Consider the following 16,261-nt stretch of genomic DNA (forward strand, 5'->3'; position numbering starts at 1 on the left):
ATTTGAGTGTTATCGAAGGTTATCGGCCGATCTCGTGGGAGTTCTTCCGGTAGGTGGCGGTGCGGGCCCGTGGGTGCTCCTGGGCGGCGCTGGGGTCGGGGCGGGTCGTGCAGGCCCGGCCAGGGCTGGTGCTTCGTCCGGCGTTGGCGGCTCGGCGTTGGGCGATCTGGTCGTCGCGGGTCGCGACGACACGGTCGATCTTCGCTGTCCACTGGTCGGTGCGGGCGGCGGCGGCCCGACCGATCTCCCCGGCTTGGCGTGCGCGCCCGTCGACGAGGGCCCGGATGTCTTTCTGGATCTCGGGGTGGACCTTCTCCTGCGCGAGGGCCTGGGCCAGCCGGTCGCGCCGGTCCATGTAGGTCTTGCGGTCGGCGGGCAGGTCACCGGAGCGGGAGCCGCAGGCCACGGTGTAGATGCTGTCGGAGATCGAGGTCACCGCGTACCGCAGTCGGTCATTGCGGTGATCAACCCGGACACCGGCACCCTGGATCAGCTCGGCGAGATCCTCGCGCGCGGCCGAGGACAGAACCGACGCGGTCGCGCTGATCCGCATGGCCTCGGCGTCAGCCTTGGACCGCTCATCAGCGAACAGCAACTCGGGCAGGTTCTCACGGTCAGCGATGCGGCCGGCGTCGATGTCGGCGAGGGTTTCCGACAGCTGCGCCCGTTCGATCGCGGCCAGGCCCTTGCCTGCACTGATCGTCGAGCGCAGTTCATCAGCGCTGTCGGCCATGCGCGCGATCCGCTTGTGGACCTCGTCGGAGAGCGTGCTGTTGCCGCGCGCGAAGACCACACCGAACCGGTCGTGTTCCTCGGCGGTCATCCCGCCCTCGGCCAGGTAGTCGGCCTCGGCGCGCAGTTCGGCGGTGTCGGCGGCGTAGTCGATGATCTGTTCGCGGATCGCGTACCGGTCGGTGTAGCCGGGCCAGATGTCGAGCTCGACTTGCTCGCCGCGGGCGATCTTCTTGCCGACCTCGCGCACCGTGGCCTGGTCGGCGGCGGTCATGACCGCGATCTCCTCGCCCACGAACCGCGCGGCGTTGGGGTTGTCGCGGAACACTTCCAGGACTCGGGGGATGCGGCCGCGGGCCTCTTCGCCGGGGTCGACGAACACCGGCGAGGCCAGCAGATCCGCCGCGCGGGTCTTGCCGCGCAGGTAGTCGACGGCGAACTCGACACTGGCCCGGTCGTTTCCGGACACCGTCGAGGTCGCCAGGGCGGCGGCCAGCGCGGCCCGCCTGTCGTTCTCGCTGTTCAGGTGCGCGAGCGGGGCGCCGGGGTCGATCTGGTCGCGCCAGGCCGTGATCGCTTCGGCGACCTGACCTTTCGCCGCGGCCCGTAACCCCATGCCGGTCACGAAGTCGAGCACTGCCGATTCCCGCTGCCACAGCCGTTCCGCGTCGGCGCGGTCTTGAGCGGGCCAGGCGTCGAAGTCGGGATCGACACGGACACTGAAGGTTTCGGGGTCGACGACCACACCCCACTGGGAGGCGTAGCGGCCGGTCAGCTCGGACAGTGCCTGCTGGGCGATCTCGCTGTTGCCTGCCCACAGCAGCGCGTCGGAGAACACTTTCACTGTGGCGGTGAGGTTGTGCCAGGGGATCGACTGCATGCGCGCCTCGGCAGCGGTCTGGTCCTCGCTGGAGCGGGCCCGCAACGCCTCGACCGCCTCGGGTCCTTCGGTGCGGGCGTTATCGACGGCCTGGGCCAGGGCCGCGTCGTCGACTCGGGCCTGGTTGGCGGCGACGGTGGCCAGCAGGAACGCGATGCGCTGATTGTGGCCGTGCGGGGTGACGGCCTGGTTGTCGGCGCGGTCGAGGTCGGCCAAGTGCCCGTTCCAGTACGGGTCGGTGGACAGCTCGCTGCGGTATTCGCGCAGATGCGCTTCGAAGGCGTGTTCGGCACGTATCGCCTCGTCCTCGCTGCCGACCTCGCGGGCCTCCTCGAACGCCGTCTCCAGCTCGCCGGCGCGCCGGTGGATGTCGAGGGCCGAGTCGGCGGCCGGGCCGCGGGCGGCCTTGTTGTCGGACATGGTGTTTCCTTCCTGGGGGGTGTGCTCCCAGCCGGGAGCGGGGGCGGTGGATTCGGTGAGTTCGGCGCGGGTGATGCCGTGCCGTTCGGCGGCGCGGGCCTGGTGCTCGACGGTGGCTTTGCGGATCGCGTCGAGCTGGGCGGGCGTGGGGACCCGTTTCGGGGCGGCTTTGCGCACGTCGAACAGGTGCGCAATCAGGCGGCGGCCCTTGCTCTTTCGGACCATGAGCGCGGCCACGTTCTGGCGGTTGGGACCCAGACCGGCCGCGCGGAGTTGACGGCGGGTCTGCAGATGAGGCGGGGCGAGGCCCCAGTCGTACTCCTGGCGGGAGTCGTCTGGAGCCTCGTCGATGCTGGTCACCGCTACGCCTTGAGCGCCGGGCGGCCGGTGATGCCGAGCTTGGCGGCGTACCACAGGGCGGCGTCGGTGAGCCGCTCGTTGTCGACGGCCAGGTTGCGGCACTCGGCGCGCACCGCGGTGAGCTGCTCTCCGGCGGTGTGCCAGTCGCTGGTGACCACACCCAGGCGGGTCCGCAGGTGGCGGGCGCGCGCGGCCAGTTCCACGATGACCGCGGCCGGATCGAGGTAGAGGCCGGCGATCTCGGGGTTGGCCAGGATGTCGTCGGCGAGCAGATCGACCGGCGACAGCGCGGCAGTGACGTCCGTGGTGCGGATAGTGTTCTCGGACATGGTTTCCTCCTGAAATGGGTTGGGTGGGAGGGGAAATCGGGGTTACTTGCCGTAGCCGCGCTGCTGGCCTCGGTGGTGGGTGTGCTGCACACCCGCGCCCGGGTTGGTCTGGCGGGCGGCGCGGCCGGGGGTGCCGTTGACGGCGGCGGAGGGCGGGGTGCCGCGGCCGGCGTCGGCGGCCATGCGCTGGCGGACCTCATCGGGGGTCAGGTCCGCTTTCTGCAGGTCTGCGGCCAGGGCCCGGCGCCGTGCGGGGTTGTCCCAGTCCGGGGTGGCTTCGGCGCGTGCGGCGGCGACGGCGGCGGTGCGCTGGCGCCAGGTCTCGGCGATGCGGTTGGCCTGCTTGCCCGCGGTCGCGGACTGCCCGGCCGCCTCGTCGAGGTGGTGGCGGACCTGGTTGCGGACCGGTTCGGGCACACCGGCGCTGGCCAGCGCGGCCAGTGCGCGGGATTCGTGGCCGTGGTGTTCGTAGTCGGGCAGGTTTCCCTGCCCGGCCGCGAGCTGGGCCTGGCCTTCGAACAGTGCCGCGATCTCGTTGTGGGCGCGGGTGGCGGCGTCTTTGGGCACCGAGGCGGTGGTCAGGATCTGGCCGAGCTGGTGGCGGTGGTATTGCGCTGTCTGGTGGGCGATCTCGCTGCAGCGGTCGCGGTCGATGGCGGCGGCGGTGCGCTCATCGGCGAACACCATTTCCGGCAGCTTGACGTGACCGGCGTCGATATCGCGCAGCGTCAGCTCCAGCTGGTCACGTTCGAGCGGATGCAGGCCCTTCCCGGCACGGATCGCGCGCTCGATGACCTCGCGGTGCGCCTGTGCGCGTTCGCGCATCTTCTGATCCCCCACGCTGTCGGGGGTTTTCGCTTCGGCGGCCTGGGCGTCGATGATCGGTTTCATCGCCGCGTACATGCGCACCGAGTCGGTGACCGCGGTCCGGTCGACGTGATCGGGCCACAGCGGCTTGTGGACCTGGGCGGGGTTCGCGGCGACCTTGCGCAGCAACGCGCGCGCTTGTTCCCGGTCCTCGGCGGTGAGCAGGGCGGCCGCGTCGGCGAGCTGGGTGCGCAGCTCGGCCACGTCGCGGCCGTGCATGAGCTTGACCCGGTAGGAGTCGATGAGCCGGTCCAGGCGGGCCTTGACCTCCTCGCCCGGATCGACGAGCGGGACCCGCATCCGGCGCATGTCCACCGTGGGTGAGCCGGGCCGGGGCGCGCCCGGCTCACCGGGGGCGCCGGCCTCGCGGGGGACGCCGATGTAGTCGGCGACGAAGCGCACCTTGGCGCGGGTGGCTTCGCCGAGGCCTTTGGCGGTCATGGCCTTGTTCAGGGTGTCGAGGGTGTGCGGGGTCGGGTTGGTGCGCCACTTGCTGATCTCGGCGTAGAGGGCCTGTTTGGCGGATTCGTCGAGGCCGGTGTCGGCGGCGACGATCTCGACCATCCGTTCGTGGGCGCGGCGCAGGCGCAGATCGTCGGCCTGGTCGAGCTCGGCCTTGGCCATCGTGGCCAGGAACGCCGGTGACTGCGTGCGCGTGGTGTCCTCGTCGGCGGCCAGCGTGTCCGGGTCGATGACCACCCCGTAGCGGTCGTGGATGTGGGCGCGCAGCTCGCTCAACGTCTTGTTGGCGACCTCGGAGTCTTGTGACCATTCCGCGGCGTCGGCGACCGCGCGGGCGAGCTCGTGGCGGTCGGCGTGGTCGAATCCGCGCTCGCGCAACCGATTCAGCCGTGCCTCGGCGGCGTTGCGTTCGAGCTTGTGCCGCTCGGCGACCTCGCGCTGCTCTTCTTCGCTGCGGCGGCGGGCCTCTTCTTCTTCGCGGCGGCGGACCTCGGCGCGGCGGCGCGCGAATTCGAGCATCTGCTGCAGCAGCAGCCGCACCAGTACCGCCAGCTGGGAGTGCGCGGTGTCGATATCGGGGGCGTGGTCGGCCGGGGCGTGCTCGGAGCTGCCGTAGGCGAGGCTGGACATGGGGGTACCTCCAGGCGATGCGGAAACGGACTCGGCACCCGCAGCGGGCGTCGAGGAGAGGAGCGGATCCAGATACGGGACGGGGTCGAGTTCGTCGAGGCCGTGCCCGGCGTTGAAGTGGTCGGTGAGGTCCTTGCCGTCGCGGGCGGTCACCACCCGCACCTGTGCGACCAGGCCCGCCAGGCTGGCGGCGACCTTCTCGGCGCGACGGAATCCGGGGGCGTCGCGGTCAGCGACGATGACCACACCGACCGCGCCGTCGAGCCAGCGGGCATGCTCGGTCGTCCACGACATCGCCCCGCCGGCGTTGGTGGTCGCGACCAGCCCGGCGTTCTCGGCGGTCAGGACGTCCTTCTCGCCCTCGCACACATAGATCCAGCGGCCGGCGGCCACAGCGTCGAGGACCTGGGGCAGCCGGAACGGGATCGGGTCGAACCCGCCCGGCTCGAAGTCCCCACGTGCCGGATTCCAGTGCAGCTGGTGGAACTTCTTGTCCCGGCCGCGCTCGAACCGGGCCTCGGAGCGGACGATCTGCCCGGCGACCACTCCATCGGCGTGGGTGTAGTCGTAGGTGGCGGTCTGCTGCCACCTCGAAACCCGCTGCCCACGATCTGTTTTCGTCTTCACCAGCGGCAGCCCGGCCGCCGCGATCGCGCGGTCGGCGGCCGTGACCGGGCGCCGCGCAGGTCGTGCCGGACGCGCAGTCTTGCCGGTGGCGCGGGTGATCGGGGTGTCGAAGAGGTCACGCACCTGCAACCCGAGCGCGGCGAGCACGGCCTCGTCTGCACAGCCCGCCCGGCACGACACCTTCGTGCGGCCGGCGTCGCTGAGGTGCTTGACGATCAGCGACGGATTGTGGCGGCGCCCGTCGGCCTCGTGAACCGGGCAGCAGTACTTGACCCACTCCCCGCTGCCCCGGCCCGGTCCCACCGCCAGCTCCAGCGCGGCGGTGAGACGGTCGAACGACGGGGTGGAGCTGGCGGTTCCGGTGGCCTTGGTGGTCACGGGAACTCCAGCGCGGGCGGTCTGGCCGGGGCCGAGGCCGCGGGGGTCAGGATGCCGGTGGCGGTCTCGGTGAAGGTCCCGAATCCGGTGATCTCGTAGTTGACGAACGCCGAGGGCGGCGCGTCAGGGCTGTCGAGGGGCTGCAGCTCTTCGCTGTGCCCGCGCGAGGGTGAGCAGTACCTGAACGGGCCTTCGGGATCGAGCAGGACCGCCATGGCCGGGTCCAGGTGCTGGTTCCAGAACACGCTCATCCCGGTGGTGCCGTCCAAGCGCAGGTGCTCGAACGCCGACCACGCCGCGTCCATACGCGCGAAGGCTTCCCCGTGCTTCCACCACTGCGGGCACCACGCGACACGCGATTCGTTGAACTCGCCGCTGTCACGGCGGTAGAGGACCGTGACGTAGCCGTCGACGAACGCCTTGACCGTCTTGAAGACCAGCTCACGGGGCTCCTCGGCCCCGGCCAGCTCGGTGGCCAGCTGCTTGGCGGCCTCCTCGTCGGCGACGGCTTGGAGCTGCTCGCGGACCTCGGGGGTCAGCAGCGGCTCCAGCGCGGCCTGGGCCATCTCCTTGGCTAGGTCCTTGAGCTGGTCGTTGACCGCCGTGCGGGCTTTGCGCGCCAGTTTCGGGCGCAGCTCGTCAGTCAGGGCCGTGACCTGCTCCACCGGCGTCGAAGCACTGGTGGCGGGGGTGGGCTGGGGGTTGGTGGTGTCGCTCATGCGGACTTCTCCTGCTCGTCGGGTTCGGTCGGCACGACCCGCAGCACCGCACGCCCGCCCGCAGGCATGGGCGGGTCGGCGATGGTGGGGTCGAAGAACGCGGGATCGTGGGCGCGCTGGGAATCCCGCACGGCCTGGGCGTAGGGCCGCTGCTGCCACGGCACGGTGGCGATCAGCGCGGGCCCGTACCCGGACGCGAGCAGCAGGGCCCGCCCGCGCGGCAGCCTGGCCAGGTCCGACACCGTCAGCGTCGGCTCGGTGACCCGGGAAGTAGAGCGGGACGTGACACCCTTGGTGGTCGAGGTCGAACTCACCAGCTCGTAGTGGTTGCCGACCAGCTCGGCGACATCACGCAGGAACCCGGTGTCGGACAGGCCCGACCCCAGCACGCGAATGTTGGCCGCACCCCACAGCGCCTGCATGCCTTCCGGGCCCCAGCAGCGCACACCCTGGGCCCAGGACTGCAGCACGGTCATCACGACCATGCCGCGCGACCCGAAATGGCTGTACTGCTTGGGCAACTCGGCCCACTTCACGATGTTGGCGGCCTCGTCGAGGACCAGCAGCAACGGCACCGGCAACCGGCCACCGCAGCGCTCACCCTCACGGGTGCCGGCGTCGGCGACCGCGGCCGCGAACGCGGTCACCAGCGGGCCCGCATTCGACTTCTTGTCCGCCGAAAGCAGATACAAGGTGTCGGTGGAGCGCACGAACGCCTCCACGTCGAAGCCCTCACGGTCCTGGTCGGGGGTGACCCACTCGGTGATCGAGGCCAGCGCCAGGCAGGCCGCCATCTTCTTGGCGGTGGAGAAGATGCCCGCCCTCTGCCGGTCCGGGGCGTTGTACTGGTCGGCCAGCTGCTTGGCGACCATCTCGAACCCGGCCGCCTTCACGAGCTTGGGCGGCTCGAGATCGCGCGGCGTGGTGATCCACTCGAAGACCTGCGTGATCGGCCGCTCGGCCACCGCCGCCGCCAGGATCAGGCCCGCCAGCAGCCCCTCACCCTCCGGGTCGAAGAACGCATCCCGCTTGTCGGCGTCGCCGCCAGCGGCGAAGTGCCCGGCCAGCTCGATGGCCCGCTCCTGAGCGCCGGGGCCGCCGTCGTCGCCCATCACCCAGGCCAGCGGATCCCAGAACCAGGTGCACACCTCGTTGGCGACCTGCTGCGGGTCGAACACCTTCACCGTGCCCAGCCCATCCCGATGGTCGCGGGTGGCATCGACGACATCACGCTTGTTGCTGGTAGTCAGCACCGGCCCGATAGCTTCCATCACCGCCGGAATCACCCGCGACGTCGACTTACCCGCACGCGGACCCCAGATATCGACATGCAAGTCCTCGTAGGAGGCATAGAGCATGCCCCGCCCGCCGACCGGCTCACCGATCGAAACACCCGGCGCGCCACCGGCTTCGGGCATCCGCACCTTCAACTCGGCCGCCTTCGCAGTCATCGCCCGCGCAGAAAGCCCATCGAGCTCCTGCCCGCGCGCCAGATACTTGGCCTGCGCGTCGACCGCGTGCTTCTTCTGCGCGGCGGCACGGGCACGGTCCTGGCGGGCACCAGCGCGCCCGGCGCGGCGCTCACGCCCACGTTCCCGCAGCTCCGCGCACCGCTCACACGCCCACCGCACCCCGCACGCGGTAGCGGTCACCCCGGCCGCGGTCGCAAGCACCACCGTGCCCAAACCTGCCCACGCCTCGACCGGCCACTGCAACGACTGCTCGGCGAACAAATGCCAGCCCAGACCGACCGGATTACGCAGCGGCACATCCTGTTTCGGGCCGCCGAACACCGGCGCCAGCCACACCGACAACCCGGCGACCTCCACCAGCGTCGGGACACCGACCGCGAGCCCGGCCATGGCGTACATCTGCCGGGTCTCCGGATCCATCTCCTGGCCAGGGGCTTTCACGCTGCGGTCCACGCCGCACCTCCTCGGGGCATTTGGTCCCAGGTCTGGCCGTCGAGCAGGCGCCCGGCGGCCTTCGGGGTGCGGCCACCCCACTGCTTGAAAAAGAACGGCACACCCGCGTCGACGCACTCGTCGCGCAGGTCACGCACCCAATCGGCGTGCATCGGGCGCGGAGACGGCCCGGACTCGCCCCCGACGATCACCCAGTCCAAGGCAGGACGCGGTGACCATTCGGTGCACTCGCCATCGCAGGCGCACTCGAACCGGTCGCCGTCATCGCGACGCCGGCACCCGCACCCGCCCGTGCAGCCGGTCGGGAACAGGAACCGGTCCAGATCCAGCGGGCCCAGCAGCGGCTCGCACGACAGGAACCTCAGCGCGGCAGGGACTTTCAGCAGCGAGTCGATGCGGTGGGTGACCGCGCCGTTCTCGACCGAGGTCCCCAGCCACACGTTCGGCGGGAACACAAGGCCGCGCTCGGCCAGGCGCCGCGCGCGTTCGGGGCGCTTGGTGAGGACCTGGTAGGTGTGCTGCGGGGTGTCGGCCATGACCTCGAACACCGACCGCACGAAGTCCTCCGACACCTTCGCGTGGAACAGGTCCGACATCGAGTTCACGAACACCAGCCGCGCGGTCCGCCACTTACGCGGGATCGCCAGCGCCGCAGGGTGTTCGGTCACACCGAACCCGGGCCCGGAGGTGCGCGGGTCGCCGTCGTTCTGGTACTTGGCCGCGCCCATCGCCTTGAGGCGGCGGGCCATCGCCAGCGCGTAGCAGTCGTCGCAGCCCGCGCTGATGCGGTCGCAGCCGGTCACCGGGTTCCAGGTGACCTCGGTCCACTCGATGCCGGTCACGCCAGCACCTCCGCCCCAGCGGCGCGGCACGCGATCGCGTGCTCGCCCAGCGCGACGGCCACACCGGCCAGCAGTTGCCCGGCGGTCTCGGGCTCCAGGAACAACGTGACCTCGGGAGCGAGCCCGTGGCCGTCCTTCTCAGCGAAGTGGACCAGCACCATCGCGGGGCTCTCGTCGAACTGGCGGTACTCGACCGCGCTCACACGCAGAGCCCGGGTCTGGGAAGTGACGAACGTCGACATCACGCCACCTCCAGAACGGTGGTGGTGTAGGCGGCCAGGGCCCGGCGGGCGGTGTCCTCGCTGACCGACACGTGCTCCATGACCTGCGCCCAGGTCAGTCCGTCCTCGACCCGCAACCGGTGCACCAGGGCCTGGAACTGCCGATCGCGGTAGGCCGGGACCTGGGCCTCGGCCACCACCGGTTCACCACCGGCAGCGATCTCGGCCAGCAGGGCGCGGGCCTCGGCGCGGTCGGCGTCGTCGCTGTATTCCGGCGGCATCAGCACCGACGCGACCACGCCCTCGTAGATCGGGGTGGTCAGCGCCCACTGCGCGCAGGCGGCCAGCATCGGGCACGCCGCGCACACCAGCTGAGCAGGACGGGTATCGGCCTTGTGCTCGGGAAAGAACACGTCCGGATCGGCGGTCCGGCAGGCCGCCGCGGGCCACACAGCCGGGTGGGAAGAGTCGGGAACGAACGTGGGCCGCGTCATGGCGGGCTCCTTCAAAGCAGAAGTGGAAGAAGAGGTTTCGGGAGTCCGGGCGCGGGTCATCGCTGCGCACCGTCGGTCGGGATGGGCGCGGCGTCCGAACGGAGCGCGCAGAACGGCTCACACGGGCCCAAGGTGGGCGAGACCGGCGAGTTGCCGTCGCTGAAGTGGGCGCAGCTCACGCCGGCCGCCAGCACGGCAGCGAGCACGACCACAGCGAAGAAGCCCCACAGCACCGCGCTGACCGCGGGCACCGCCAGCACGACCGGGACATGGACATCGATCCGGCGAGCCATCACGCCACCCCCAGCGCGACACCGGTGCGCCGGGGACGCAGCGGGTGAGCCAGCCGCCACAGGACCCGGCCCTGGCTGGTCGAGGCGGTGGCGTGCCGGGCGCGGGGGGTGTGCAGCCGCTCCGACATCGCCCACTGGGTCAGCCGCTCCATCTCCGGCTCATTGATCGGCGAGGCGTCCTCGGAGAGGTCATCGAGAGCCAGCTGGGCCCAGTGCAACTCGACATGCAGCTGCTGCACCTGGGCAGTCAACGCAGCCACACGATCGGCGGTCAGATCCAGCGCGGAACCTTCGGGCCGCGCATCGGACAGCTGAATCGGCCGAAATACGGCCTCTGAACTGCTGATTTCGGTTTGAACAGTCATTCCAATCCCCTGCCTTGCTCATGTACTATCTGTGAGCTTGGTAATGACTGTAATTACAAAGTCCGCCGAAGCGCAATACTTGTGTTGTCTGTACTTACGGAGATGATGGAGATCATGACGAGTCCACGACCGCGCTGGCAGGTAGTCCACGACCACCTGCGCGAGCTGATCACCAGCGAAAAGCTGCGCCCTGGTGATCAAATCCCGACCGAGGAGAAGCTGGCTGAGCAGTTCGGATTCAGCCGCCCGACCGTCAACAAGGCTGTGCGCCAGCTGGAGCTCGAAGGGCTTGTCACCTCCGCAGTGGCGGGCATCGGCCGTCAGGTTCGCAGCAAGGACCCGATCACCTGGAGACTGACGAAGTTCGAGCTCGGCGCCTACACCGACGACCCGCTGAATCGCATCGACCAGTGGGAAGCTGACGCGCACGCCGACGGGTGGGAGACGCGTCAGGTCGTCGCCAGTGTCGAAGAGCTGGAGGCCCCCGCCGACGTGGCCCGCTACCTCCAATGCCGTCCCGGCACCCGTCTACTGCGCCGGCGTCGCCTGCGGTACGTGCACAAGGCCAACCACCCCGAGCAGTTGGCCATGGTCGCCGACACCTGGACACCGCTGGACATCGCCAACATGGAAATCGACGGCGTCGCACCCCTGCGCGCCGCCGACAACGTGGTCTATTCGGGCGGTATCTACCGGGCTCTCGGCTTCCAGCAGGTCCTGTTTTCCGACGAGATCACTATCCGCATGCCCACCCCCGAAGAGGCCGCCCTACTCGACCAACAGCCAGGCTCGCCTGTCGGACAGCATGCCCGCACCGGCATCGACGCCAGCGGCCGTCGCGTCCGTGTCCTGATCAGCGTCTTCTCCGGCGACGCGCTGCGGCTCCACTACGACCTGCGCGTGCCCGGCACCGGACCTCACAACGGGGGCTCAGGCTCACCTGCCTGACCCGAGGAGAAGGAGAAATCCCATGAGCGCCAACAGCAATGACCGGTACGACCCGACCGGCGAGGCAGCCATCTGGCAGTCCGCCGCCAACTTCGTCTCCAGCATGAAAGACGCCCCGGATCTCCCAGAAGGCTGGGCTGCAGCCTTCACACAGGCTGCCCGGGCCCTGGAGAACGAGGCCCGCGGACTTCGTCAGGCCGGCGGCATGTACTACCGCCGGATCAGCGGAAACAGCGACCGGCCCGCCGCCCCCACCACCAACTAACCCGCCGCCCCCAGACCGACGACGGAAGGCATTCCCTTGGAACACGTTTGGTACGCCGCCTACGGATCCAACCTCCACGCCGCGCGGCTGGCGTACTACCTCGAGGGAGGCACACCACCCGGGACGAACCACACCTACCAAGGATTTCGGGACCGAACACCGCCGCTGAAGACCGCACCCCTCACTCTGCCCGGGACTATCTATTTCGCGTGGCAAAGTCCCGTCTGGACAGGCGGAGTGGCCTTCTACGCCGACCGGTCGCACGATGGCTGGCCGCGCGGTGCGGCGGCTCGCGGCTACCTGCTGACCCGGCAGCAGTTCAGTGATCTGCTCACTCAGGAGATGTACCGGATCCCCGGCGAGGCACCCGATTTCGATATCGATCAGGTGCTCCATGAAGGGCGGGTCCAGTTCGGACCTGGCCGGTACGAAACTCTCGTTCATGTCGACGATCTCGACGGATTCCCGATCCTGACCTTCACCTCGCCCTGGGACACCGCGACCGTCGAGCTGCGGAAACCCTCGGCGCGATACCTCGGCATGCTGGCCGGAGGTCTGCGCGAGTCACACCGCTGGACTGAGAGTCAGATATTCGAGTACCTCTCCAAACTTCCTGGTGTCCAAGGAGTTTGGGACTCCGGCGAGTTGGGTGCGCTCATCGAAGCGCGATCAGATCTTCCATGATGACGGCCCGCATGTGGCGGCAGCGATCGAAACTGCTCCTGCCACATGCGCACTCGACGCGATCCTTCCGCAATTGCTCACGAACTACCCGGCGCGCCTCCCACTGTCACGGGCTGAGAGGTACTAGTACTTGCTGTCATGGCTAGAGAGAAGCTCCCCGCCACGAAACCTGTCGGCACGAACCTCTCGCACGAAGTCATCGACGCCTTAGATGCGGCCGTCAGTGCGCGAGGACTGAGTAAGCGAGCACTGCTGGAGATTGCGCTGAGGCGCGAGCTGGGCCTGCCCGAATATCCCGGAGTTCGTGACCCGAACCAAGAATCGCTTCCGATGTCAGCCTGAGTTGCTAGCTGCGTGCTGATGACGCGCGGAAACTGACCCCAAAATTGCGAAGGCCCCCAGCGCCAACTGGGGGCTCTTCAGGACCCTGATAGGACCACGCTTGCTAAGCGGTTCTCAGGGTAGCAAGGCCGTACGTCCTCAACAAAGGATCGTCGCCGGTGTAGCCGGTCACGATTCAGGGAATCCCTCGGCCGGGCTGCCCTCTCGTGTATCTGGACGAGGTTGCACCTCCTCCCCTGCCAGGCGCCGTCGCTGTGGCCTGACGCCGGTAGCTGCGCTGTTCGTCCTACCGCCGTTGCGGCTCGAGTTGCCCGAGGACGCCTACAAGGACGTCCCGTCGTGCTGGTGGTCACGCCGGCGATGGGTCGCTGTCGGCCTGGCGCTCTACGACGAGCTCTACCGCGAGCTGCGCGCCACACTGCGCGCGCCCAGCGTGAAGCGCTCCACATTCCTGGCCTGGCTGATCGCAGAGTCCCAGTGCGCCAACATCATCGACGGCCGCGGATGCCGCCCCTCGGTGCGCCACCTGGCCAAAGTCATGGAACGCAGCCCCCGAACCGTGAAACGCTGCCGCGAGCTGGGCAGGCTCATGGACCTGCGCCAGGTCGTCTTTCGGGGCCGACACCGCACCAAGACCGAACGCCTGGAGGGCTGGGAGCGCGAAGACCGGTACCGCGGCTGGACGGCCGTCGCAGCGCTGATCGAGTCGCCCGCTTACTCACACCTTGTGGATAACCAGGTCATCGAAACCCTTCTCCAACAGGACTTTGTCACCCCTCTGCCACGAAGTGGCGGTTCCCTTTTTCTGTTACGAGAGACGGTGGTCTCTTCCACCAAGAACGTGAGGAAAAGACGCGCTCCGCGCGGCACCGACAAGAAGGGGCTGCGCAAGAAATCGACCCGCGCCTACGATCCCGAGGCCCTACTGCTGGCCTCCAGGATCAAAGCCGACGCGCGATTCCCGTCCTGGGCACGACGGATGCCCACCCAGGGCCTGGCGGCCGTGGTGACCAAGCGAGCGCTGGCCGGATGGGCCGTCGACGACGTGTACCTGGCGCTCAACGACGTGACCATCGCGGGCAAACGCATCTTCGACCGGCCCGACAACCCCTACCGGTACCTGGCCTGGCTGCTCGGCCACACCCCGGTCGACGCACCGCCGGCGGCACTGGACCGAGCCCGCGAAGCCGAGATCGAGCAGGCCGAACGCCAGCACCGGGCCCGCCAGCGCGAGGAAGCCCGGGCCGCGGCGATGGCGGCAGCGGGGCCGGACTCTCCCGGTCGGCGTGAGGCCATGCGGTACAGCCGAGCGATCGGCGCGGGCGCCGCCAGCCGGGCCGCCGACCGGGCCCGCGCGGCCGAGTACGCCCGCCGCCAGCTCGCCCAGCAGACCCGCGACGGTTCGTCGGCGACCTGAGCTCCCCGCGTGTGAGCACGCGAGTAGGGATACCACTGCGTGCTAGCTAGGCGCGCTAGCAGACCTAGCTAGCCGTGTTTGTGCAGCTCAGGGCGTTAGCAGCCGTTGCGGTCGAGGTATTCACGCAGTGCTTGGTCGGTGATGGAGGCGATGGAGATCGACCGGTCTCCGGTCTCGTAGCGCAGCTTGTCGACCGCGCGGCCCAGGCGTTCCTTCGTGGACGGCCGGATCCGGACGTTGTGCTGCTCGATGAGGCGCTCCTGGAGCGGAGTCGCCGGTGCAGGCACCGCCATCGACGGGGCCTGCACAGTCAGCGCGGGCCGCGCTGGGTCCGGCTCCTGTGCGGGTGCGGCCGGTGCGGGCTTCTCGGGGATGTCGTCGGCGGGGTGGTGGCGCTGGATCGCGGGCTTGCGGTTCACGGCGTTCATGCGGGCACCCCTGCCGGGAGTCCGAGCTCGCGCGCGAGATCGGTGTAGGCGACCTGCAGCGAGAGGGCCTTGCCGCCCCGAAATTCGTGCATGGGCCTGGATTCGGAGTGGGCGTCCTCGCGGGCTCCGAGGTCCTGGATCTTCGTGCGGGCGACCAGGCCGCCGTTCTCGCCGAGGGTGCCGTAGGCCTCGCGCAGCTCGGGCTCACGGCTCAGGTGCTCGCCGCGGGCCTTGAACTTGGAGATGACGATCGCGCCGATCTTCAGGCGCGGGTTCGGCCGGCGTTGCACCCGCTGGATAGTGCGCTCGAGCTCGCCGACGCCCTTGAGGCTGTCGCGGCTGGCCTCGGTGACGATGAGGACCTCATCGGCGACGGTCAGCGGCGCGAACAGCAGCGTGCCGAGTGTCGGCGGGCAGTCGAACAGCACGACGTCGTAGGCGGACAGGTCCACGCCCTCGAACGCCATATCCAGGCGCCACACCACATCGGAGTTTCCGGACTCCGCGACCGTGCCCAGCTCGACGTCGGCGGGGGCGATGTCGACACCGTCCCATTCCGAGGCCACGACTACGTCGACCAGGTCGCCGGTCTTGACGCCGCGGTCGAACAGGTCCGCGACCGTCTTCTGCTCGGTCTCGACCTCGACGCCGACTCCCCCTGTGGCGTTGCCCTGGGGGTCCATGTCGATGATCAGCACTCGCCCGCCGGCGTGTTTGATCGCGCTGGCCAGACCGAGGACGGTCGCGGTCTTCCCCACGCCGCCCTTCTGATTCGCAATCACCAGCCGCCGAGGCTGGCTCCGCTCGCTGTCGATGCTCACGAAGCGAACCTAACACCACTAGCAAGCATCCTTAGCATGCGAAACACACCTAGCTACGTATGCATGCTATGCATGCTAGCTAGCATGCATACAGCCCAGCATGTAGCTATACATGCTGGTAGAATTATGCTATGACTCGCCCCGCAACCCCGCCTGACGTGGTACTTCCTGCTCGCAGACCCCACGGCAAGCGACCCTTCTCCACACAGCTGCGCCCCGAGACGCTCGTTCGGCTGGAATGGATCCGCCGCAACGGCTACGTCATCAACGACACCGTGGACGACGCCGTCAACGCCTACCTCGACGCGGCGGGTGTCCCGCCGGCCTCCGAATGCGGCACCAGGGGAGGGGACAACTGATGTCCGAACAGATTGCTGACACCGAGCGCAGTCTCCACGCGCAGCTGGGCAACCCGCGCCCCGATGGCCTGGAGAGCAGGTATGGCGAGATCTGGACCCGGCGGCGAGTGCGCGGCCGAGTGCATCGACAAATGGTGAAGGAAGGCGAGAGACCGTGACCATCGACAAGACCGAGGCCCAGGCCCGCACGGAGCCGCCTCCCGATTTCGATATCCACCGCGCCGAGTTGTCCGCCGCGCTGAGTCCGGGCGCGATGGTCCGCTACGCCCGCGCCCAGCTCGGCCCGGACGCCCGGGCGGTGCAGGTGCGGGAATGGCTGGCCGCGTACGGGCACAAGGTCCCCAAGTCCACCTTGTACGACCACATGAAGGAGCCTGTGAGCGTGAGCCCGGAGCGCAGCGTCACCGACACGTCCGATCTGCCCAAGCTCACCCCCGAGGAACTGAAAGCCCT

Annotated in this window: 18 protein-coding genes; 6 read left to right on the top strand and 12 right to left on the bottom strand. The window is 69.2% G+C overall.

Annotated elements, in window-relative coordinates; translation table 11 throughout:
- Positions 1–19: 19 nt before the first annotated feature.
- From ON33_RS38765 to ON33_RS31865, 10 genes are read right to left on the bottom strand one after another with little or no spacing between them, the layout of a single operon-like run.
- A complete protein-coding gene (locus ON33_RS38765; protein WP_051153213.1) occupies positions 20–2,392 on the bottom strand; it encodes a hypothetical protein in 2,373 nt (790 codons plus the stop codon).
- 2 nt (positions 2,393–2,394) lie between these two features.
- Positions 2,395–2,721 carry a hypothetical protein gene (locus ON33_RS31825; RefSeq protein WP_040862847.1) on the bottom strand — a complete coding sequence of 109 codons (327 nt, stop codon included), beginning with the start codon at positions 2,719–2,721 and terminating at the stop codon, positions 2,395–2,397.
- A gap of 42 nt (positions 2,722–2,763) precedes the next feature.
- Entirely contained in the window at positions 2,764–5,685 is a 2,922-nt protein-coding gene (locus ON33_RS31830) for a toprim domain-containing protein (protein WP_040862848.1), read from the bottom strand.
- On the bottom strand, positions 5,682–6,404 hold the full coding sequence (locus ON33_RS38770) for a DUF4913 domain-containing protein (RefSeq protein ID WP_051153215.1): 723 nt from the start codon (positions 6,402–6,404) through the stop codon (positions 5,682–5,684). The genes ON33_RS31830 and ON33_RS38770 overlap by 4 nt, the downstream gene beginning before the upstream one ends.
- Positions 6,401–8,329, bottom strand: a complete 1,929-nt coding sequence (locus ON33_RS31840; RefSeq protein ID WP_245550916.1) for a type IV secretory system conjugative DNA transfer family protein — start codon at positions 8,327–8,329, stop codon at positions 6,401–6,403. Before ON33_RS31840 ends, ON33_RS38770 begins: the two co-directional genes overlap by 4 nt.
- Positions 8,314–9,171, bottom strand: coding sequence for a DUF5131 family protein (locus ON33_RS31845; RefSeq protein ID WP_040862849.1), 858 nt, complete (start codon positions 9,169–9,171; stop codon positions 8,314–8,316). The genes ON33_RS31840 and ON33_RS31845 overlap by 16 nt, the downstream gene beginning before the upstream one ends.
- Positions 9,168–9,413 carry a hypothetical protein gene (locus ON33_RS31850; protein WP_040862850.1) on the bottom strand — a complete coding sequence of 82 codons (246 nt, stop codon included), beginning with the start codon at positions 9,411–9,413 and terminating at the stop codon, positions 9,168–9,170. Before ON33_RS31850 ends, ON33_RS31845 begins: the two co-directional genes overlap by 4 nt.
- Positions 9,413–9,886, bottom strand: a complete 474-nt coding sequence (locus ON33_RS42925; protein ID WP_218001542.1) for a WhiB family transcriptional regulator — start codon at positions 9,884–9,886, stop codon at positions 9,413–9,415. Before ON33_RS42925 ends, ON33_RS31850 begins: the two co-directional genes overlap by 1 nt.
- 56 nt (positions 9,887–9,942) lie before the next feature.
- Complete coding sequence (locus tag ON33_RS31860; protein WP_040862852.1) at positions 9,943–10,179, bottom strand: hypothetical protein; 237 nt, start codon at positions 10,177–10,179, stop codon at positions 9,943–9,945.
- Entirely contained in the window at positions 10,179–10,544 is a 366-nt protein-coding gene (locus ON33_RS31865; protein WP_040862853.1) for a hypothetical protein, read from the bottom strand. Before ON33_RS31865 ends, ON33_RS31860 begins: the two co-directional genes overlap by 1 nt.
- A gap of 114 nt (positions 10,545–10,658) precedes the next feature.
- Between ON33_RS31865 and ON33_RS38775 the strand changes: the two genes are divergently transcribed.
- The 4 genes from ON33_RS38775 to ON33_RS40685 all read left to right on the top strand — a co-directional run bounded on the left by ON33_RS38775 (position 10,659) and on the right by ON33_RS40685 (position 14,200).
- Positions 10,659–11,492, top strand: coding sequence for a GntR family transcriptional regulator (locus tag ON33_RS38775; RefSeq protein WP_169336860.1), 834 nt, complete (start codon positions 10,659–10,661; stop codon positions 11,490–11,492).
- A gap of 22 nt (positions 11,493–11,514) precedes the next feature.
- Positions 11,515–11,757 carry a hypothetical protein gene (locus ON33_RS31875; RefSeq protein WP_040862854.1) on the top strand — a complete coding sequence of 81 codons (243 nt, stop codon included), beginning with the start codon at positions 11,515–11,517 and terminating at the stop codon, positions 11,755–11,757.
- Positions 11,758–11,994: 237 nt separating this feature from the next.
- Complete coding sequence (locus tag ON33_RS31880) at positions 11,995–12,441, top strand: hypothetical protein (protein WP_245550918.1); 447 nt, start codon at positions 11,995–11,997, stop codon at positions 12,439–12,441.
- A 637-nt stretch (positions 12,442–13,078) separates the two neighbouring features.
- Positions 13,079–14,200, top strand: coding sequence for a hypothetical protein (locus ON33_RS40685; protein WP_040862856.1), 1,122 nt, complete (start codon positions 13,079–13,081; stop codon positions 14,198–14,200).
- A gap of 95 nt (positions 14,201–14,295) precedes the next feature.
- Here the strand turns inward: ON33_RS40685 and ON33_RS31890 are convergent, their stop codons facing one another.
- Together ON33_RS31890 and ON33_RS31895 are read right to left on the bottom strand one after the other, a co-directional pair.
- A complete protein-coding gene (locus tag ON33_RS31890; RefSeq protein ID WP_040862857.1) occupies positions 14,296–14,628 on the bottom strand; it encodes a hypothetical protein in 333 nt (110 codons plus the stop codon).
- The gene (locus ON33_RS31895) at positions 14,625–15,449 is read right to left on the bottom strand and encodes a ParA family protein (RefSeq protein WP_245550941.1); all 825 of its coding nucleotides are present in this window, start codon (positions 15,447–15,449) and stop codon (positions 14,625–14,627) included. Before ON33_RS31895 ends, ON33_RS31890 begins: the two co-directional genes overlap by 4 nt.
- A 131-nt stretch (positions 15,450–15,580) precedes the next feature.
- Here ON33_RS31895 and ON33_RS31900 point away from each other — a divergent pair, with 131 nt between their 5' ends.
- A complete protein-coding gene (locus tag ON33_RS31900) occupies positions 15,581–15,808 on the top strand; it encodes a hypothetical protein (protein ID WP_063711107.1) in 228 nt (75 codons plus the stop codon).
- A 154-nt stretch (positions 15,809–15,962) separates the two neighbouring features.
- A partial coding sequence (locus ON33_RS31905; RefSeq protein ID WP_040862859.1) for a hypothetical protein occupies positions 15,963–16,261 on the top strand: 299 nt, incomplete at its 3' end.

The sequence above is a fragment of the Nocardia niigatensis NBRC 100131 genome (assembly GCF_000308655.1).
In the GTDB taxonomy this organism is placed as follows: Bacteria; Actinomycetota; Actinomycetes; order Mycobacteriales; family Mycobacteriaceae; genus Nocardia; species Nocardia niigatensis.